At 52.7% G+C, this 17,800-nt stretch carries 14 protein-coding genes; 8 read left to right on the top strand and 6 right to left on the bottom strand.

Annotation, left to right across the window (positions count from 1 at the left end; translation table 11 throughout):
* Nucleotides 1-144 precede the first annotated feature (144 nt).
* Complete coding sequence (locus AC2FFA_RS18290) at nucleotides 145-894, top strand: prephenate dehydrogenase/arogenate dehydrogenase family protein (RefSeq protein ID WP_496852661.1); 750 nt, start codon at nucleotides 145-147, stop codon at nucleotides 892-894.
* 99 nt (nucleotides 895-993) lie between these two features.
* Here AC2FFA_RS18290 and AC2FFA_RS18285 read toward each other — a convergent pair whose 3' ends face one another.
* A complete protein-coding gene (locus AC2FFA_RS18285) occupies nucleotides 994-1,530 on the bottom strand; it encodes a hypothetical protein (protein ID WP_496852660.1) in 537 nt (178 codons plus the stop codon).
* A 152-nt stretch (nucleotides 1,531-1,682) separates the two neighbouring features.
* On the opposite strand from AC2FFA_RS18285, the gene AC2FFA_RS18280 reads away from it, so the two are divergent.
* Together AC2FFA_RS18280 and AC2FFA_RS18275 are read left to right on the top strand one after the other, a co-directional pair.
* Entirely contained in the window at nucleotides 1,683-2,879 is a 1,197-nt protein-coding gene (locus AC2FFA_RS18280; RefSeq protein WP_496852659.1) for an alpha/beta hydrolase, read from the top strand.
* 370 nt (nucleotides 2,880-3,249) lie between these two features.
* Nucleotides 3,250-4,614, top strand: coding sequence for an alpha/beta fold hydrolase (locus tag AC2FFA_RS18275; protein WP_496852658.1), 1,365 nt, complete (start codon nucleotides 3,250-3,252; stop codon nucleotides 4,612-4,614).
* Nucleotides 4,615-5,066: 452 nt separating this feature from the next.
* On the opposite strand, the gene AC2FFA_RS18270 is transcribed toward AC2FFA_RS18275, so the two are convergent.
* Nucleotides 5,067-5,897, bottom strand: a complete 831-nt coding sequence (locus tag AC2FFA_RS18270; RefSeq protein WP_496852657.1) for an efflux RND transporter periplasmic adaptor subunit — start codon at nucleotides 5,895-5,897, stop codon at nucleotides 5,067-5,069.
* Between the two features lie 137 nt (nucleotides 5,898-6,034).
* On the opposite strand from AC2FFA_RS18270, the gene AC2FFA_RS18265 reads away from it, so the two are divergent.
* The 3 genes from AC2FFA_RS18265 (at nucleotide 6,035) to AC2FFA_RS18255 (ending at nucleotide 9,533) form a co-directional block, all read left to right on the top strand.
* Entirely contained in the window at nucleotides 6,035-7,582 is a 1,548-nt protein-coding gene (locus AC2FFA_RS18265) for a tannase/feruloyl esterase family alpha/beta hydrolase (RefSeq protein WP_496852656.1), read from the top strand.
* Nucleotides 7,583-7,959: 377 nt separating this feature from the next.
* The gene (locus AC2FFA_RS18260) at nucleotides 7,960-8,532 is read left to right on the top strand and encodes a carboxymuconolactone decarboxylase family protein (RefSeq protein WP_496852655.1); all 573 of its coding nucleotides are present in this window, start codon (nucleotides 7,960-7,962) and stop codon (nucleotides 8,530-8,532) included.
* 221 nt (nucleotides 8,533-8,753) lie between these two features.
* Nucleotides 8,754-9,533 (top strand): methyltransferase domain-containing protein, encoded by a 780-nt coding sequence (locus AC2FFA_RS18255; RefSeq protein ID WP_496852654.1) that lies wholly within the window; start codon nucleotides 8,754-8,756, stop codon nucleotides 9,531-9,533.
* A 108-nt stretch (nucleotides 9,534-9,641) separates the two neighbouring features.
* On the opposite strand, the gene AC2FFA_RS18250 is transcribed toward AC2FFA_RS18255, so the two are convergent.
* A complete protein-coding gene (locus AC2FFA_RS18250) occupies nucleotides 9,642-10,442 on the bottom strand; it encodes a methyltransferase domain-containing protein (protein WP_496852653.1) in 801 nt (266 codons plus the stop codon).
* Between the two features lie 202 nt (nucleotides 10,443-10,644).
* Here AC2FFA_RS18250 and AC2FFA_RS18245 point away from each other — a divergent pair, with 202 nt between their 5' ends.
* On the top strand, nucleotides 10,645-12,342 hold the full coding sequence (locus tag AC2FFA_RS18245) for an adenylate/guanylate cyclase domain-containing protein (protein WP_496852652.1): 1,698 nt from the start codon (nucleotides 10,645-10,647) through the stop codon (nucleotides 12,340-12,342).
* 543 nt (nucleotides 12,343-12,885) lie between these two features.
* Here AC2FFA_RS18245 and AC2FFA_RS18240 read toward each other — a convergent pair.
* Both AC2FFA_RS18240 and AC2FFA_RS18235 read right to left on the bottom strand, forming a co-directional pair.
* Nucleotides 12,886-14,652 (bottom strand): adenylate/guanylate cyclase domain-containing protein, encoded by a 1,767-nt coding sequence (locus AC2FFA_RS18240; RefSeq protein ID WP_496852651.1) that lies wholly within the window; start codon nucleotides 14,650-14,652, stop codon nucleotides 12,886-12,888.
* 203 nt (nucleotides 14,653-14,855) lie between these two features.
* Nucleotides 14,856-15,773, bottom strand: coding sequence for a LysR family transcriptional regulator (locus AC2FFA_RS18235; RefSeq protein ID WP_496852650.1), 918 nt, complete (start codon nucleotides 15,771-15,773; stop codon nucleotides 14,856-14,858).
* Nucleotides 15,774-15,874: 101 nt separating this feature from the next.
* Here AC2FFA_RS18235 and AC2FFA_RS18230 point away from each other — a divergent pair, with 101 nt between their 5' ends.
* Nucleotides 15,875-16,741 carry an NAD(P)-dependent oxidoreductase gene (locus AC2FFA_RS18230; protein WP_496852649.1) on the top strand — a complete coding sequence of 289 codons (867 nt, stop codon included), beginning with the start codon at nucleotides 15,875-15,877 and terminating at the stop codon, nucleotides 16,739-16,741.
* Nucleotides 16,742-17,040: 299 nt separating this feature from the next.
* Here AC2FFA_RS18230 and AC2FFA_RS18225 read toward each other — a convergent pair whose 3' ends face one another.
* Nucleotides 17,041-17,634: a hypothetical protein gene (locus AC2FFA_RS18225; protein WP_496852648.1), complete on the bottom strand. Its 594-nt coding sequence runs from the start codon at nucleotides 17,632-17,634 to the stop codon at nucleotides 17,041-17,043.
* Between the last annotated feature and the right edge of the window lie 166 nt (nucleotides 17,635-17,800).

Raw genomic sequence — 17,800 nt, 5'->3', positions numbered from 1 at the left:
TTCGGAAAATAAGGCTGAAGGCGCGCCATCTGTTCGTCAGTCAACCAGAATAGATTGCTCATGATATACCCCTGAAAATCAGGGGCTTGAATCACGCAGCCGAGATGGCGGCAACCAAATTAATGGGTCCAGAACCTAGGCATCGTGGGGTTTGGTGCGTTCGGACAACTTGCAGCACTTCATCTCGGACAGCACTTCGAGATATCGGCCTATGATCCGTCGCCGGACCTTGCCAAGATCGCAAAGAAGCTCGGCGTGCGTCTGTCATCCTTGCACTCAGTATCGCAGGCTGATGTGATCCTCATTGCGGCACCAGTGTCCTCTTTCGAGCAGGTTGTCAGAGAGATCGCGGTTGCTTGTGAACCCGGCGCGCTGATTGTCGATGTTGGCTCAGTTAAAGTAATTCCCGCGGAAATCATGCGGCGGCTGCTGCCGAACCATGTAGACATCGTCGCAACCCACCCCTTGTTTGGTCCTCAGAGTGCCGCGACGGGTATTGAGGGTCTAAAGATCGCGGTCTGCCCCATTCAGGGAAACCGGCATACAAGGCTGGCTGCGTTTTTACGCAAAGCGCTCGGTCTGACCGTCATCATGACGACACCAGAAGATCACGACCAAGAAGCAGCAGTTGTCCAGGGACTCACGCACCTCATTGCCAAAGTGTTACTGCGAATGGGACCGCTGCCAACGCGCATGGCAACGAAAAGCTTTGACTTGTTATCTGAAGCAATATCCATGGTTCAGCACGATGCGCCAGAAGTATTCGAAGCGATTGAGAAGGCCAATCCTTATGCCGAGACGGTGCGACGACAGTTTTTTGATTTGGCCGCAAGTTTGAGTGTTGAGCTGGAAACAGCGTCGAGGACGCTACCGCACGATGAAAATGGAGATTGATGGAGCGGCATCCAAGGGTAGGTTTGTCCGCATATCGGCCGTTCCTCTTGATCGAGCAAACGTCCGCACCGAGGCCAGAGCGGTCATTTGGTCCCGAAGCTACTTATCCTCAAACAGTGCCTTTGCACGTTCTGGATTCCAGCGGCGTTGCGTCAGTCCCTCGGCCTCCCATTCGAGGCGTTCGGCCTCAAAGAAATCACCCCCATAGATATGGATTGCGCCGGTGTACTTGGTGAGCGGGTTGATCACAGAGTGGATCACGTCCTTTCCCAACGGTGCCACATCGCCCGCGCTCAATGCCTTTGCTCCAGCCGCCTCAATACGGCTATTTGGGGAACCTTCGGAGCGACGCCAAAAGATATTGTCTTCGCGCCCTGTGTAGATGCCTATGACGGCCCACATGTTATGATCATGGGGCATGAGTACCATCTCGGGTCGCCAAACCATATTGAGGATAGTCAGCTCTGGCGATTTGTAGATCGTATTGAGGACACCAGATGTCGGCTCTCCGAGAGCGTTGGTTACAGCACCGGGGTCGGACATCGCGGACCTCAGGAGTTCGGAAATTGCGCCCTGCGTCGCATCCTTCCGAATTGTAGTTTTACAGTCCTCAACGAACTTTTCGAGATCAAACATTCCAGCATCTCCGGCAAGCACTTTCGGTCGATTTTGACGATCTGACCGCTATGCACTTGAAGAAGCTTTTTAGAAGCCCTTGGGATTTCATTGATTTGTTCCCTAATATCGGAGGCAATCACGGCTGGGTTTTGATAGGAAGTTTTTAAGCTATGCGGTTTTTCTTTGCCGATTGCGTTCTCGACATCGCGAGCCACTCATTCTCGCGGGAAGGCAAAGTGGCGACTATCGAACCTCAAGTATTTGATCTGCTTCATTTGCTCGCGTCGCGAGCCGGTCATCTTGTCACAAAGGACGACTTGGTCGATACGGTTTGGAAGGGGCGCATTGTATCGGAAGCGACAATCGGTGCCCGCATAAACGCAGCCCGCAAGGCCGTCGGCGACAACGGAACAGACCAGAAAGTTATACGGACAATCCCGCGCCGCGGTTTCTCAATGGTTGCTCGGGTCTCCAGCGACGCTGGCGGGCCTCGAAACTCAGAAACGACGGTGAAGCAAGTCGTTCAGTTCGCGACTTCTCAAGACGGAACCCAAATCGCATATGCGAAGTCGGGAGAAGGTCCGCCTCTGCTGCGTGCCGGACACTTTCTCACGCATTTGAAGCGAGATTGGGAGGGATCGGTTTATCAGCCGATGATAGCAGCGCTCAGCGCGTCGCATGCCCTGGTACGGTACGATCAGCGCGGCACAGGGCTGTCGCAGACCGATGTCGACGATTTGTCCCTCGAGGCGTATGCGAATGACATGCTTGCGGTAGCGGACGCGGCTGGCTTCGACAGGTTTCCCATATTTGCCACGTCGCAGGGCGCACCCGTATCTGTCCATTTCGCCGCGACATACCCGGAACGTGTCAGTAGGCTCGTGCTATTTGGAGGTTTCGCACAAGGCCGGATGGTCCGCGAAGATGATTTCTCTCGCGACGATGCGGACGCATTGATGACCCTTATCAACAAAGGGTGGGGCAAACCAGATAGCCCTTTCATGTCGGCGTTCGTGTCTCTGTTTTGTCCGGACGCATCACGCGAGGAGCGAACGAGTATTGCCGAAAGCCAACTCGCATCAGCCACGCCCGAAATGGCGGCCCGCATTCGTAGGACAATCGATCAATTCGATGTGACCGACCGGCTGCACAACGTTCAAGCGCCTACCCTCGTCATTCATGCCAGTGGGGACGCGATACACCCCTTGTCACAGGGACGTTTGCTGGCGGGGGGAATAAAAGGCTCAGAGTTTCAGATGGTTGAGAGCAACAACCACATTATCTTACAGTCATCGCCGGTCTGGGATGAGATCGTTGTGGCAACGCTGGAGTTCATCGCTCGGGGTTCGAAGGCTAACAGCCCATAGAGCGGGAATATCGGAGGTGGGATCTGATGAGCGGCTGCTTTGCCCGCATCTCGGGATTTGCAAAGCCTAGTTTGGAATGTCCGGTTTGGGCTGCCATCGGTCACAGATGAGAAGAGCTACGGACTGACACCTTTAGAATTGATATTTCGAAGTGAACCTTAGTTAGCATCGCGAAATGCGTTAATCACTCACCTTAATTCTAGGTTTCGCCAGCCAATAAGACATTTTGCTCGGCTGTGTGTTTCAACGTAAGTTTGGGAACTTGCAGGCTTAGCAAAATGCCCAGGCACAAGTTTTGGTCACAAAAATCTATTCGTCTGTTAACTTTGGTTCAGAGGAATTGGTTTAGCTAAAAGGATCACATCGACTGATGAAGCGGAAAATTGCTGCGATCCTAAGCCTAGATGTCGTCGATTATACCAAGCGCATGTCAGAGGATGCTGAGACCACGCTGAACACTCTACAACGCATTTTGGACGATGTGATCAGACCGTTGGTCCATGAAAACAAAGGACGAATATTCAAGCTGATGGGAGATGGTGCTTTGGTTGAGTTTGTTGCAGCCACAGACGCTATTAATGCTGCCAGCCAGATTTTCAATCAGATGAGAGATGAAGACGTAACACTTCGAGGAGGTCTCCACGTTGGCGACGTAATGCCAAATGGCACAGACTTGTTCGGAGAGGCCGTTAATGTTGCGTCGCGCCTTCAGTCCAGCGCGCATATTGGAAGTTGTCTCGTCAGCAAGACAGCTGCTGAAGTTGCGGGAACTTCGCTGGCGGTTGCTTTGCGACCAGAAAGCTCGATACGGTTGAAGGGAATTCCAAATCCAGTGGAAGCCTACTCTATTGATTTAGATGGTGACAAAAGATGCGCAAAGAACAAGCTGCTGGCTAACTCTCAAGACGTCCGCTTTGCAAAATCAAAAGACGGTACAACGCTTGCCTGGACATCCACTGGAAGCGGTAGAAAGTTACTGGTCACACCAAACTGGCTCAGGCATCTGGAATACGATTGGACGATGAACACCATCGCCGGGTGGTTGCCGCTGCTTTCTGAAAATCACCGCCTTTATCGGTTTGATGGTAGAAACAATGGCTTGTCCCAGCGGGGCGTGCAGGATGTGTCTTTGAATCGAATCGTCGAAGATGTTGAGGCCGTATTGGACGCAGCCGGGATCGAAAAAGTGCCATTGTTTGGCATTTCTTTTGGGGCAACCATTGCGGCGGCTTTTGCCGCACATAATCCTGACCGTGTTTCGGGGTTGGTTCTACTCGGTGGATTTGCACAAGGACTCGCGGTGCGTTCACAGCCCGGAATTGCCGCGCTTGGGCAAGCAATGATGGATATGAGTCTCGAAGGCTGGAACGATGAATACCCTTCTGCAAGAGACTTGATGGCCCAATCATTTGCTCCAACCGCAAGCCCGCATGACCAGCGCACTTATGCAGAGTTTATGAAAGTGGCAATGGACCATCAGGATTGGCTCAAGATTGGACCGCTGGTCGCCGAAGTCGACGTAACCGACCTGCTTCCGCAGATCACCTGCCCAGCTTTAGTCATGCACGCTAACCGAGACAGGATGCATAATGTTGAACAAGGTAGAATATTCGCCTCCGGCATCGAGAATGCGCGCTTCATTGGCATTGAGACGGCAAACAATACAATGCCAGAGTATGATCCTGCTTGGCCGAAAACCTTAGTGGAAATAGAGCGTTTTTTGAGTTCAATTTGAGCAGTGTATGTTGTTCTTCGCCACGTCTACATTGTTCATAGGTAAGAGGATGCCGTGCGCCCTTCGATTTTCGATACTGGAATTTTAAAACTCTAGGCTTCTCGTCATCGACCGCTTTGTCCTGATCTCGGAAATTGCAAAGTCTTGTTACGAATGTCCGGTTTGGGCTGTGAAAAGTCATAGGCACGGGAGGCAGCGAAGGTCGATGACGAGCCCATTCTGAACAATGCTGCGCGGGGCACGAAAGACAGCGATGCGCAGTGACCGGACTTTGCAAAGTCTGAGCGATTTACCTAAAGCGGACTTTGAACCTCGTCGCGACTAATGACAGCGATGAGCCGTCTCCAACACGGGAGCAAAATGCAGCCCATGCCATAAAGGGGAGCGCCTTGGGTGTCGTTGTAAGGTGAAGTTGGCCAGCGAAACTCAAAAGTAAGCAAAGTGACCACTTCCTACTTTAGTTCGATACTTAGATGTACGGCCAATCCCGGAAGAAGAATGAGGTCAGGATTTGGTATTTCCACCCAAACCGGTAGTGCGCCATCAGAATTCAACTCTGTTCCAACGAAAGCCACTTTCCCAGATTGTTCATACCGCTCACCTGTTGGCAATGTGACGTGAACAATGAACTGATTCAGATTCTCAGAAATGCGGTTCGGCGCGGCCTGATGCAGTTCCAATAAGGAATCATACGGATGCACATACGAAACCAGAGCAGGGTCGACCTGAACAACTTCCGCTAGGGGCCTTCCGGTCTCGGTTTTCAGGAATGCGCCACGGCTTAGTCGAGGCGACTCGACGTATCCGGAGATGGGGGCTGTTATCGTAGTACTGTTCAACTCGAGCTTTCGCAGTTCCAAGCTGGCCCGCGCCTCTTCGACTGCAACCTTTGCAAGCGCAAGCCTATCCGAAGCTTCGTCAGATTGCACTTGCGTTGCCGTCCCTCTATCCTCGAGCAATCGGACGCGCTCTGCATTTGCCGCGGCGGCGTTCAACTCAATACGTCGTCTTTCCAAATGCACTTGCGCCGCCTTCAACTGAACTTCGTACACTGCGCTGCTTAGGGAAAAGAGTAATTGGCCAGCCTCGACGAAGTCTCCGGTCGTAAAGTGTATTTCGTTGAGGAAGCCGTTTACTGAATTTGCAACCTGCATTCGTTTGCTGGCCTCGACGCGCCCCTCAAATCGCATCTTGGCCAACTTTTCACCAACCAAATCTGTGCTTTGAGCAAGCACCGCGGCTGGGAAGATCAATAAGAGAGCTAGCAAAGCACGCGTTTTCAAAATCCAGATTCTCCAAATAAGGAAGGTGGCCAAGAAAGCATACCATGGACAAAGACTGTCACAACATTAACATATATCGAATATTGAATTGCAGTTCAGGAAGGTACGTGGTTTTGAAAACGCGAGTAGCAAATAAAGTGTACCAAATCGTTGCCTGCGCATTGTTGGGGGCGTCGACGATTGGCACCCCTTCCTATGCTCAGTCGGCATGCTCCAATGAATCCCTGCTACAGCTACCGGATGTTTCAATTGCTTCACTGACGGAAGAGACCGTTCCTGTACCTCATTGCAAGGTTTCCGGGGTAATCGGCGGAAAGATCAACTTCGAACTCCTGTTGCCGGAAATCTGGAACGGAAAATTTGTTATGGGCGGCGGCGGCGGATTCGTCGGGTTGGTGATGAATACTTCACTTCTCTATGGTTCGCTTCAATTGGGATATGCCACAGTCGGCACCGATACGGGGCATCAGGGCCACCCCGTCGACGCCAGTTGGGCTCTCAACGACTTGGAAGCGTTGGTCAATTTCGGGCATTTGGCTGTACATAGAACGGCAGTGACGGCAAAGGCCCTGACAAGCGCTTTCTACGAAAGACCGATTTCCCGAAGTTACTTTACGGGGTGTTCCCGAGGTGGTGGTCAGGCAATAATGTCAGCGCTGCGCTACCCCGAAGATTTCGACGCAGTCGCAGCAGGTGCGTATGCTGTGGATTGGACCGGTATCGCGGTGCAGGCGACCCAGATCAGTCAGGCGATGTATCCGGACCCAAACGATATCGAGCAGGCGGTTGTTGGGCCGGAGGCACAGGCTTTGGTGGAGACATCATATCTGGCTGCCTGCGACGCGGCAGATGGGCTTGAGGATGGCATCCTGAATGATCCCCGGCAGTGCAATTTTGAAGTGGCTACTCTGCAATGTGTAGGCGACAAGTCTGAAGGCTGCCTGACTGTTGAGGAAGTCGCCGCGTTCAATGCCGTCTATGACGGACCCAAGGATTCTGACGGGAACAGCATGTACTTTGGATTCCCGTTTGGAGGGGAAACTGCCGAAGGTGGTTGGAGCCGCTGGTTGACAGGCGGTTTGAAGTACCAAGACGATAATGGAGACTTCCAGGAAGGCATCGACACGGGCGAATTTGACGAGCCGATCTCGCCCAACGCCTTCTTTAGCTTCGGCAACGGCATAATGAAGAATTTCGTCTATCACGACCCGGATTGGACATATGAGAACTTCGATTTCAGCACATATGCACAGGATTCTTCGGCGGCGGCAGAAACCCTGAATGCCACAAATCCAGATTTGTCTGAGTATCGTGCGCGTGGTGGCAAGATCCTATTGTACTCCGGCTGGTCCGATAACGCCCAATCCGGACTTGCGATGGTTGGATATTACGAGGACCTTCTTGCCCATGATCCAAGCGCGGTCGACGATGTTCGCTTGTTCATGATGCCGGGAGTAGAGCACTGCTTTGGTGGCCCCGGACCATCCTGGGTCAACTATCTGGATGAAATCGACAAGTGGGCTGAAACAGGACAGGCGCCGGACGAAGTCACTGCCCTTTGGTTGGATGCCACGGCCCAGCCGGACGGAGGCCGACCTGTCTGCGCCTATCCAAATGTTGCGAAGTATGACGGCCACGGCGATCCGCGCGCGCCCGAAAGCTTTGCCTGTAAATCTGGTGACTGATGGGTTTCACATGACTTTTAATGTCTGCTTCCGCTATGATCGCACAAGAATGCGGTTTCCGCTTCGGGCTGATTGCGGTCATTGAAGCCGCTGCGGTGAACGGCAGAAAGGTCCCGCAAGGCGGAGGTCACCACGCTTGGATGTGAAGCTCCGGTTTGGAGCTCAATCCATACTTTGAAGACTTACGAGAACGGCTCAAATGAAATTGCCTTTAACCAAACGACGAACTTGCTGGGGTCTCGTTAGGCAAACCTGCCGTTCGTAGTGTTCCAACGGAAATTCTGTGCGGAACCCGGATTTGCGTTAAGGTTGCGTACACATCGTTGCTTCCTCATTTTGAGACGAAGTGATCCAAAACAAGATTGAAAGAGAATTGAATGAAACGCCTGTTTCCATCTCTGCCCGAGAACGCAACACTGGGAAGTGTCTATCAAGCCTTTCCGGATAAACTTTCTCCGCTTTGTGCGTACGAAAGTCTGGTTATGAGGGGCGAGAGCGATCTCTCGGTTGCTGAACGTGAATTGATTGCAGCCTATGTCTCTGGCTTGAATGCTTGTGCGTATTGCCATGGGGCGCACATCGTTTTCGCCAAAGCCTACGGAATTGAGGTCGAGACAATCGAGGCACTGATGGAGGACCGCGATACGGCGCCGATTGAGGACCACCTCAAACCGTTACTGGCATACATTGAAAAGCTCACTGTCTCTCCATCACGAATGACGGAAGCCGATGCAAAAGCGGTCTACGCGGCAGGCTGGTCGGAGAGTGCGTTGTTCGATGCAATCCAAGTGTGCGGTGTCTTTAATCTCGTGAACCGCTTCATAGAAGGAACAGGTGTCCAAAACCCTGGCAACGACCCCAGACAAGCAGACGAAGCTACTCTAAACCGATGCCGCAGTGACAGCTTCTATACCGATTTCGGACGAGAGAACGGCCTCGACATCCCTTGAATTGATGCTGTTCTAACGTTCGAACCGCTATGAAAGGCTGGTCCGATAAAGCGGCAGAAGCGTCCTTATCTCCCCAGGTTAACCAATTCGTCGATACCAGTCGGAACCTTCAGTTATTTTGGTGGATCCATGCTCAAGACTCAACGATCCGTCCTGCTTTTCGTTGATAACCCATTTTCTGATAAGGTTTGGAGACTTGTGGGCTTTGTAAGGGGGAAGAATTGCTTAAGTTTAACGCGGAGACAACGAAATTACTTGAAATCGCCTATCAAGGAGCGGAATTGACTCGGCGAAGACAGGCTTCATTTGATGCGCTGTGCCCTGCTCCCGGTGAAACCATTTTGGACATCGGATGTGGCAACGGGATGTTAACAGCAGAGTTGGCTCGCGCAGTTGGCTCGGATGGTCATGTCATCGGGATCGACCCAAGCGAAGATATGACAGCAGCCGCAAGAGAACGATGCAGTGACTACGCAAACGTGGAGTTTCGTGCTGGTGCCGCAAATAACTTGCCCGTTGAGGATGAAAGTGCTGACAAGGCCGTCTCGGTACAAGTCCTTGAGTACATCGACGATGTAGAAGGAGCGCTGGCTGACACGCTGCGGTGCGTCAAACCCGGCGGGCGGCTTGTCATCAGCGATCTACACTTTGGCAGCTTGATTTGGTTCAGCGACGAGCCTGACAGAATGCAAAAGATGCTGACATCCTGGAACCAACACTTTGTGAGTGGTTCCGTCCCGGAGAGACTGCCTGCACTAATAAAGGCTCGCGGCGACCATGTGGAAGATGTCTTGTCGTTCACTATGACGGATCACCAGCTAAAGCCTGATGGCCTCGCAATCATGATGATGCACCTCATGAAGCAATACGCTGTCGCAAATGACCATGTTGATCCCGCTGTTGCGCAATCGTGGTTCGACGAGCAGTTCGGCCTTGCAAAGGTTGGACGCTTCTTTTTTTCGATGACCCAATTTGTCGTCGTGACCGGCAAACAGGGTTGATCGTTCTACAATGCGCCACTTGACCTCGGCCGTGCGCGCCAAACCATCGTTATCGAGCAAAGTTTGTGGCTGGCAACTGTTTACTGTCGCGACTCGAATGCCAAGAGTTTATGGCCGCCTCGCAATCAGTGTTGCAAAGACCTGATAGCCAAAAAGTATCCCTTCTCTTGCTCGACGGCGATACTCGGCGATTAATCCATTGTGCAGATCCTCCCCAATTTCACCGCGTTTCATCAGCACTTTTCCAGCCTCTTCGACCCAGGTGAGCATTTGGTCATTGTCCAGAACACTTCTACTTTGAAGACTGAAGTCTTCGACTGTGAATCCCGCATTTGAGGCCAGGCCGCGCAACTTGGCGACAACAAATGGGTCGGTGACAAACTCGTTCACAAATATCTTGGCGCAGGCGTCCAGAGGATCGTTTGACAAGTTTCCCAGGGACGCTTTCGAAAAGTCAGCGTCACACACCACGAGATACCCTCCCGACCTTAGAACACGCCTTGCCTCGGTCAAAAGCGGCGCTGGGTCTGCCACATGGGTAAGCACCGTGTGCATTATCACGTTATCAACTGAGCCATCATCCAGGGGCAGCGACGCTCCTCCTGCGACCTCAAACGCCACATTGTCGTGGCTCCCGACCCGCGCTCTTGCTTCGGTCACAAAGCCGACAGACGGCTCAAAACCAATGACGCGCGCGGGTTTGGCCTTCTCCGCAATGCGGCGCGTGACAGCTCCTGCACCGCATCCGACTTCAATCGACAGGCTATCTTTGGCAAACTCAAGTTTGGCCAGATAATCTGAAACGATCTTTTCCATTGTGGGGTCGGCTTGACGCGCGTCCATCGAGTCGGCAAACGCGGAAACGAACTCCGCTCCCGCAGCATCAACATCTTGAAACGGATCAGCCATCCCTACCACCCTCCAACACCGCTCAGTATTCTCTACCAAAAATCCTAGCATCACCTGAACTAAGAACAAGCCGTGCCGAAATGCTTAACTTGGGGCAAATAGGAGGTTTATGCCAAGGGCAGAGAGCTTCAGTAAAAAGCCCTGAGCGAACCTCGTATTCAAGCATTTGGAGTAGAGGGCCGCATCATCTATCGTCGAACGCATGTCGGACAAGGGACAACAGTTGCAACGAAGGTTGGCGGCAATACTGGCCGCGGATGTCGTTGGGTATTCGGCGCTGATGCACAAAGATGAGCAAGCCACAATTCTCATGCTTAATCACCTGGAAAGCGACATCGTCACCCCAACAATAGCAGGCCAATCAGGTCGTGTCGTGAAGAGCATGGGCGATGGCTGGCTGGTGCAATTTGACAGCGCGGCGCAAGCGGTAACTGCTGCAATGCAGCTACAAGAGCAGTTGGCTGAGCACTCGTTAATGAACATGCGGATCGGTGTTCATGTGGGCGACGTCACAGAAAAAGGTGATGACATCCTGGGTGACGGAGTGAATATTGCCGCACGGCTTGAGAGCATTGCGCCAGCCGGTGGTATCGCAATTTCTGAACCGGTACATTTGAACCTTGAACACACTCTGGCAGACGCCTTCAAAGCAGTTGGGAAAAAGAAGCTCAAGAACATCCAGCGCAGCTTGGATGTGTGGATTCACGATGGACCACACCTGGGTGCATCGCAAAGCTCGCATTCTTTCACAGAGACGAGCTTGCCAAAGCTCTTCATTCATCCCGTCATGTGCAGCGACCAACGCACAGAATTACAAGAAATGGCTGCGGCTCTCACTTCAGACTTCGGCTCTTATTTTCGAACGATCAACTGGTTAAACGCAGCGATATCCTCCGCGGAGCCTTCAGAGGGATTTGCGCTTCACGGCATGCTGCGTGGGCACGGCGACCGATTGCGCTTGGAAGCCCGCTTAAATGACCCTTCTGGTTCTGAAATCTGGACGCAGAAGTTTGACGGTTCGGTCGAAGCTATCTTTGATTGGCAAGACGAAGTTGTAGAAAAACTGTTGGATGCGGTTAGTGGGATCTTGATCCAGTCGCTGACCGCAAAGCTCTCCGCTTTGCCTGAAGAAGAACTGACTGCCGAACAGTGCGTTCTGATGGGCATGATCACATGGTCGGAGGCCAGCATCGACAGTTATGAAGAGACGTTGTCGTACCACGCCAGGGCCATCGAAGCCAAACCAACCCTCGCTGCCGCCTATGCCGAAGCTATTTGGACAATGAATGGCGCGAGAACCTATGATCTTCGTCGCCAGCTGTCATCCTACTATGAGAAATTGCCAGGCTGGATCGAGGCCGGGCGACAAATGGCGGGGCAAAGCCCAACGCTTGATTTGAGTATTGCAGTGGCTGACTACAATGTTGACGGGGACGCGGATCGCCTTTCCGTGGCGCTGGAGCAAATCCGGCAACGAGCGCCGTTGGATGCCCGCCTGCATTTGTTTATGGGGTGGGGTTATAACTGGGCCGGGTTTCCTAAAATGGCATTGAGCTGTTTTCAGACGGCGCTTCGGTTGGGCCGGTATGGAGCTGTTTTCGTGGGTGCTTCCGGGGGTGCCGCCACCTCTTGCGTAATGCTTGGTCGAGACCATGATGCTATCGCCTTCGCAGAGGCAGGATTGCGCTTCTCAAAAAACTATGCCGCACTTCACAGCACGAGGGCCGCTGCTCACGCAATGCTTGGGGAAACTGAAAAAGCGTCAGATGCGTTGGCGCAAATGCTGCAAATGGAACCTGATGAAACGATCTCGAAGTGGCGTAGCAACGTGGACTATGGTGGCTCTGAAGGCGCTGAACGCTACTTTGAGGCGCTTCGCCGGGCAGGATTGCCAGAATAGCGGTTTGGAACCAAGTTGCGATGCTAAAATCGACGGCTTGGTTGCGCATCTTGGTAGCTGCAAAGCTCGGATTTGAGGGTCGGCTTCGGGCTGCGAGCTCTAAAGCATCAATCTGCAATGGAAAGCTCTCAAACTGGGCTTTAGGGCAATTTAAGTTGACAATTCATCTGTGAAATCGCCGGATTTCTTGGGCAACAATCTTGGAGGTGGTGAGCGCTCGCCGCTTGGGGTCGATACGATTTATTCAAATGCCGGGTCAGCCCATGATCTAGGGGCGAGTATTTTAGAACTCAATGCAAGCCCGGACGAAGTACAGTGTGTAGTCGCAGAGGTAGAGGCTGCTTTTACAGTCGAGGAAGCTACCCGAGACGTTGAAAACTGGTATCGGTTGTAGCCTCGTGTAAAAGTTCGCTCTTTGGCGTCTTGGAAACTGCAAAGTCTAACTGTGCATGTCCGCTTTGGGTTCGCGCCGCCGAAAAAACAAAGCGCAGAGAAACGCGTCATTGAGGCCGCGCTGTTTGGACAAACGAGTTAATGTCGGTGTCAGCCGGTCAACCCTGCCGCCCGTAGCCCATCGGCAAGACGTTTGAAATCATCCGGTCGCCGCCACATCGACCTGAACCCGCGGGCAAGACTATCCACTGTGTCATCCTCAACCACAATACCTCGACTTGTGAACTCATCGCGACGTTCGGAGACGAATTCTCGCAACGCGTCGGAAGCGTCCCGCTCTCGTTCGAGCTGCGCGTAAGACGCGGCGACAAAGGCAGTTGCCAGTGAGTTGAGCCGCGCTGCTCCCATCAGAAAACTAAGCGATGCTTCCAAGTTACCGTTGAAGAATTCGACCTGCCCCATAATCCAGTCGATGGCGGGCGGATGCAGCGGGTCCAGCCCCATAGCTTCCGAAACTACGTCGCGCGCCTTTTCGTGCTGGCCTAGCAGTAGGAAAGCATAGCCGCACCAAGCCATCGACTCCGCTTCGGTTTCTATCATGGAAAGTGTTTTGTTGAATTGCGCTTCGGCCTCACCCCACAGTCCGGCGCAGAGATAAGCAAACCCAAGTTGGTCCTGAATGTAGACGTCCCGGTTATCCAGTGACACGCCCTTTCGGGCGATTTTCAACGTGTGCGTGGGTGCGTCGGCGTCTGCCAGCCCAAGCCACAAGTCTATGACATATGTGTCTGAAAGATACATGTAAGATCGTGCGATGGTTGGATCGAGTGCGACCGCTCGTTCCAACAACGCTCTCGCCTTGGCCGTATCTCGTGCGTTCAGACCATCGCGTAGCGCCTTGCCCTTGAGCATCAGTTCATAGGCCTTCATCTGATCCGCTGGTATCTGTGTCGAACGGTCGACGACGTCGTGCTGGACCCTGCCCGGCAACACTGCGACAATATTTCGGGTCACCTCATCTTGTACTGCCAGAACATCCTCCAGTTCATGGTCGTATCGATCCGACCAGAGTTGAGTCCCCGTTCGTACGTCAGCGAGTTGTACCGAGATTCTAACGCGACTGCCGGACTTCCGAACGCTGCCTTCAACCAGGTAATCTGCGCCGAGAACTTCCGCGATTTTAGCCGGATCTGTGTCCTGTGCCCGGAACCTGAAAGACGCATTTCTGGAAACAACCTTAAGTGTCCGAAAACGCGATAAGCCCACAATAATGTCTTCCGCAATCCCGTCGCTAAAAAAGGCCTGCTCGGGGTCATCGCTCATGTTGTGTAGAGGCAAGACAGCAATAGTGGCTTTTCCTGATGATTCAGGCTGAGGCGGCTCAGCGCGTACTGCGCTTGACCCCCCAATGCGCCAAGCATGTACCGGTTCGGCAACGTTCTTTACCGTGTGCTGACCAGTATCCTCCCAGGCGACCGGTATACGGTTCCCGACCACACGATAAACAGCGTCCGACACCAACACACCGCCGGGTGGGGCAAGCTGCTCCAACCTCGACGCAAGGTTCACACCGGACCCAAAAACATCTCCGTCGCGCATGATAACGTCGCCAAGTGTGATGCCGATGCGAAAGCAAAGCGGGTCGGAACCTACCACTGGCACATTTTGCCATTCAACCGCGCAAGAAACGGCATCGACAGCGCTGTCGAAGCTGGCGAGCAGACCGTCACCCATCTGTTTGACGATGCGGCCGTGATGCCGACCAACAAGCGGAACTGCGGTTTCGTCAATGTATGCTGAGAAGACTTCGAGCGTGCCTTTCTCGTCCCGCTCCATCCGTGCGGTAAAGCCGACAAGGTCAGCAATCAGGATGGCCGCCAGCTTTCGCTCCACGCGTTGTCCTCCTTTCTGTTTCATACCGGTCGCTACGTGTTTAGACTATGCGAAAGTGAACACGGGCGGTTTCTGAACTTGTTTGAAGTCTGTTTCAGCTTTGGGAAGCGCTGCGATACGTCTGCTTAAACAGCTCAGTGGGCAGACGGTTTTTTTTGTCCTCATCTTGCAAAAAATCATGGCCGCTTAGGGTTGTTGTTATCCATTCACGTTGAACACCAAAAACATTATATCAAGTGAGCAGGCGTCCATCTGAAAAGGCATTTCTCATATTCGGTAATTGAATTAGAAAGCCACTTCTGAAACACTTTTGCCGCTGGGCGAACTGGTCCAGGCAGCGTGACGAGGTGATATCCGATCTGCGGGATTGGATCATCGAATAGCGCCACGAGTTCCCCAGACTTCAACTCAGCAGAGATGAATGCCGGCACCGTTGCCCCGACACCATCACCACGGCGGATTCCATCAAGCAGCATGTTGCCCGGCAAACGAACAACTCTCCTATCGGCACCAGGTGGTACTCCAACCTTTTCCAACCACAGGTCAAATTCGACCGAAGCCTGTTCCTGAAGAAGAGTAAAGTCGAGCAATTCAATTGGGCCTTTGAGCACCCGTTCTCCAATCAATTCTTTTGCAGCAACCACTGTCAGACAGCCAGGTAGCAACATTTGCGAGACCAGTCCCGACCAGCGCCCGGTGCCGTATCGAATGGCTATGTCAATGCCCCCTGGTTTGAGGTCGACAGCCTGGATTGTTGAGTCGATCCGAAGCTCAATATCCGGGAATTCCTGAACAAACGCCGATAGACGCGGCATGAGGAATGCGCTTGAAAACATCGGTGTCGCACTGACCACCAGCGGGCGAACCGCCTCTGCACTTGATATGCTCTCAGTCAGGGACGCTATTGAGGCGAATGCTTCAAGTAGGCCCGCCGCTAAGAATTCTCCCTGCGCGGTCAGAGCGATACCGTGTCGCGTCCGAGTAACAAGCTGGGTTCCTAGATGCTGCTCCAGTCCTCGGATTTGTTGGCTGACCGCGGAATGGGTCACGTTCAGCGCCGCTGCTGCGCGGGTCAAGTTTTTAAACTCTGCGGCGGCAGCAAAGGCTCGGAGAGAAGTCAGCGAGGGAAACGTGTGCCAATCCATGAGTCAGAAAATCTAACAATAAAGAAAAATTTACAACTACGCGATTTCTCGATTCTTACGCATGTTGACTGAAACACCAATGACCAGAACAGGAGGAAACCATGGCAACGCTTACGGTACTCGGATTGGGCAACATGGGTTCGGCGCTGGCGCATTGCCTGCTCAATGCAGGTTACAGCGTCTGCGTCTGGAATCGGACACCTGAAAAGACAAAATCGTTTGCAAAGGTAGGTGCAGTTATTTGCGCATCGCCAGAAGATGCTGTTGCAGCGTCCGATTTCGTCATCGTTTGTATCAAAAGTCACAAGGAAACCGTCGATTTGATCAGCGGTCTAAGTGTATCGTTGAATGGGAAAACAATCTGCGACATGAGCACCGGCGATACGTCCGATGCCGATTCATTAGTCTCATTCCTTAGCAATAAAAACGCCGACTACATGCTGGGCATGATCAATGCATACCCTTCGGGCATTGGCAGCAGTGACGCCACCATCCTCACCGTGGGTAGTGCCGGAACTTGGGACCGCCACGGCGAAGTCATAAGGTGTCTTGGGGGAAAATCCGCTCAGATCGGTGAGAAACCCGCAGCTCTTGCAGCACTTTTTGCTGGTCTCTTCACTGTCCGGCAAGGGTTCATGTTCGGGATGATATACGGCGCACTGGTTTGCCAGAAAGCAGGTGTTCCGATGCAGGTCTATGTCGATCAACTCCCTGCCACGATCAAATTGGTAAATGACTACTATGATCTCTTTGCCCGAACTGTTCCGACCGAGGACTATGACGACTCTGAAGCCTCGTTGAAAGTCTACGCATTGGCCCAGGAGGACGCTCTAAAGACCTGCATATCTCTGAATGCACCAGCTGACTTCATCCGAATGATGCATGACCGCACAAAAGCCGCGTGGGCGGATGGATATGGGGACAAACAATTGACCTCGTTGGTCAAGCACATGACGGATGCCGGATGACGTCGGGCGATTTCTGTCAAATTGGTCGTTCGACTTGGAAAAAAAATCTGCTGCAAAGTTGCGTACATAGGATTGCGAAGTTTTGTCGCCAATTTCCGTTTTGGGCTGGTTGCGGTCAACCATGCTCATCGTAGAGACTGGTAGTACATGGTTCCGCAGAGCAGTGTTGGGGAAATGCTTATCCGGGGCGCTTTGGTTCCTAGCAGGAGAAGCGCTTAGAAGAAGCGCGCACTACTACAACGACAGTCGCCATAGACTTCTTATGTTAAATATTGGGTAATGGCGGCAGGTAAGCTGTACTAGCGGTCTGGGTCTGTATCGAGTTTGCCCCAGAGATCATCAACCAGATCTGAGAAGCCATCATTCGAGGCCTCCTTGGGCAGTAGACCAGCTCTTCGCCGGCATTCGACCTCGGCCATTAGTTCCTCCTCTGTTGCTGTCTCAACCACATCACATCGAAGAGCTTCAATCTCGTCCGCTGTCCACGACTTAAATTTGTCAGCGTAGAAGCCCAGGGAATACGGTTCGTCATCAGAAATCTGTTTGATCACAGCATTCCAATCGTCATTCTGGTTCGATGCCTTTTCGATCCTCTCGTCTGGTTCGCGAATGGACTCACGGATCAACGGCAGCAGCTTTGCCTGAGCGCTTTCTTCACCAGCACCAGTCCCTGCAAGCCAAAGGTCTGCGATCTTGCGAACAAGCGACCAAACAGTTTGATTTCGTGGGTGGTCTTCGATTCTGCCGCCAAGGCCTCGTTCTTCAACACCGAGCTGTTCAGATGCCCTCTCATTCATGCGGATATCGTAATTAGACACGTCAGCCAGATCTGAAGCGTTCTCAGCCACAGCTCGGGCGACCTCTTGATCACCAACATAGACAACCACCTTCAACATCCCGCTACCTCTTCCTTCGCCGGTTCATCACTCGGTCCAGGTGGCTGTAGTCTAGATCTCGCATTATCCTTTGAACTCGCTCTGGATCGACTTCGCGATCTTTTCCAGCAGTGTGGACGATTTGTCTGACTTAGATCGTCAACGCGACAATGATCACGGCGGA

It is taken from the genome of Ruegeria sp. YTSB088 (assembly GCF_059609825.1).
This window is presented reverse-complemented; position numbering and strand designations above follow the sequence as displayed.

What these genes read in the sequence shown, in the direction of transcription:
- AC2FFA_RS18285 (WP_496852660.1), bottom strand. Translation starts at nt 1,530, where the DNA reads ATGTTTGATCTCGAAAAGTTCGTTGAGGACTGTAAAACTACAATTCGG.
- AC2FFA_RS18280 (WP_496852659.1), top strand. Translation starts at nt 1,683, where the DNA reads ATGCGGTTTTTCTTTGCCGATTGCGTTCTCGACATCGCGAGCCACTCA.
- AC2FFA_RS18275 (WP_496852658.1), top strand. Translation starts at nt 3,250, where the DNA reads ATGAAGCGGAAAATTGCTGCGATCCTAAGCCTAGATGTCGTCGATTAT.
- AC2FFA_RS18260 (WP_496852655.1), top strand. Translation starts at nt 7,960, where the DNA reads ATGAAACGCCTGTTTCCATCTCTGCCCGAGAACGCAACACTGGGAAGT.
- AC2FFA_RS18250 (WP_496852653.1), bottom strand. Translation starts at nt 10,442, where the DNA reads ATGGCTGATCCGTTTCAAGATGTTGATGCTGCGGGAGCGGAGTTCGTT.
- AC2FFA_RS18245 (WP_496852652.1), top strand. Translation starts at nt 10,645, where the DNA reads ATGTCGGACAAGGGACAACAGTTGCAACGAAGGTTGGCGGCAATACTG.
- AC2FFA_RS18240 (WP_496852651.1), bottom strand. Translation starts at nt 14,652, where the DNA reads ATGAAACAGAAAGGAGGACAACGCGTGGAGCGAAAGCTGGCGGCCATC.
- AC2FFA_RS18235 (WP_496852650.1), bottom strand. Translation starts at nt 15,773, where the DNA reads ATGGATTGGCACACGTTTCCCTCGCTGACTTCTCTCCGAGCCTTTGCT.
- AC2FFA_RS18230 (WP_496852649.1), top strand. Translation starts at nt 15,875, where the DNA reads ATGGCAACGCTTACGGTACTCGGATTGGGCAACATGGGTTCGGCGCTG.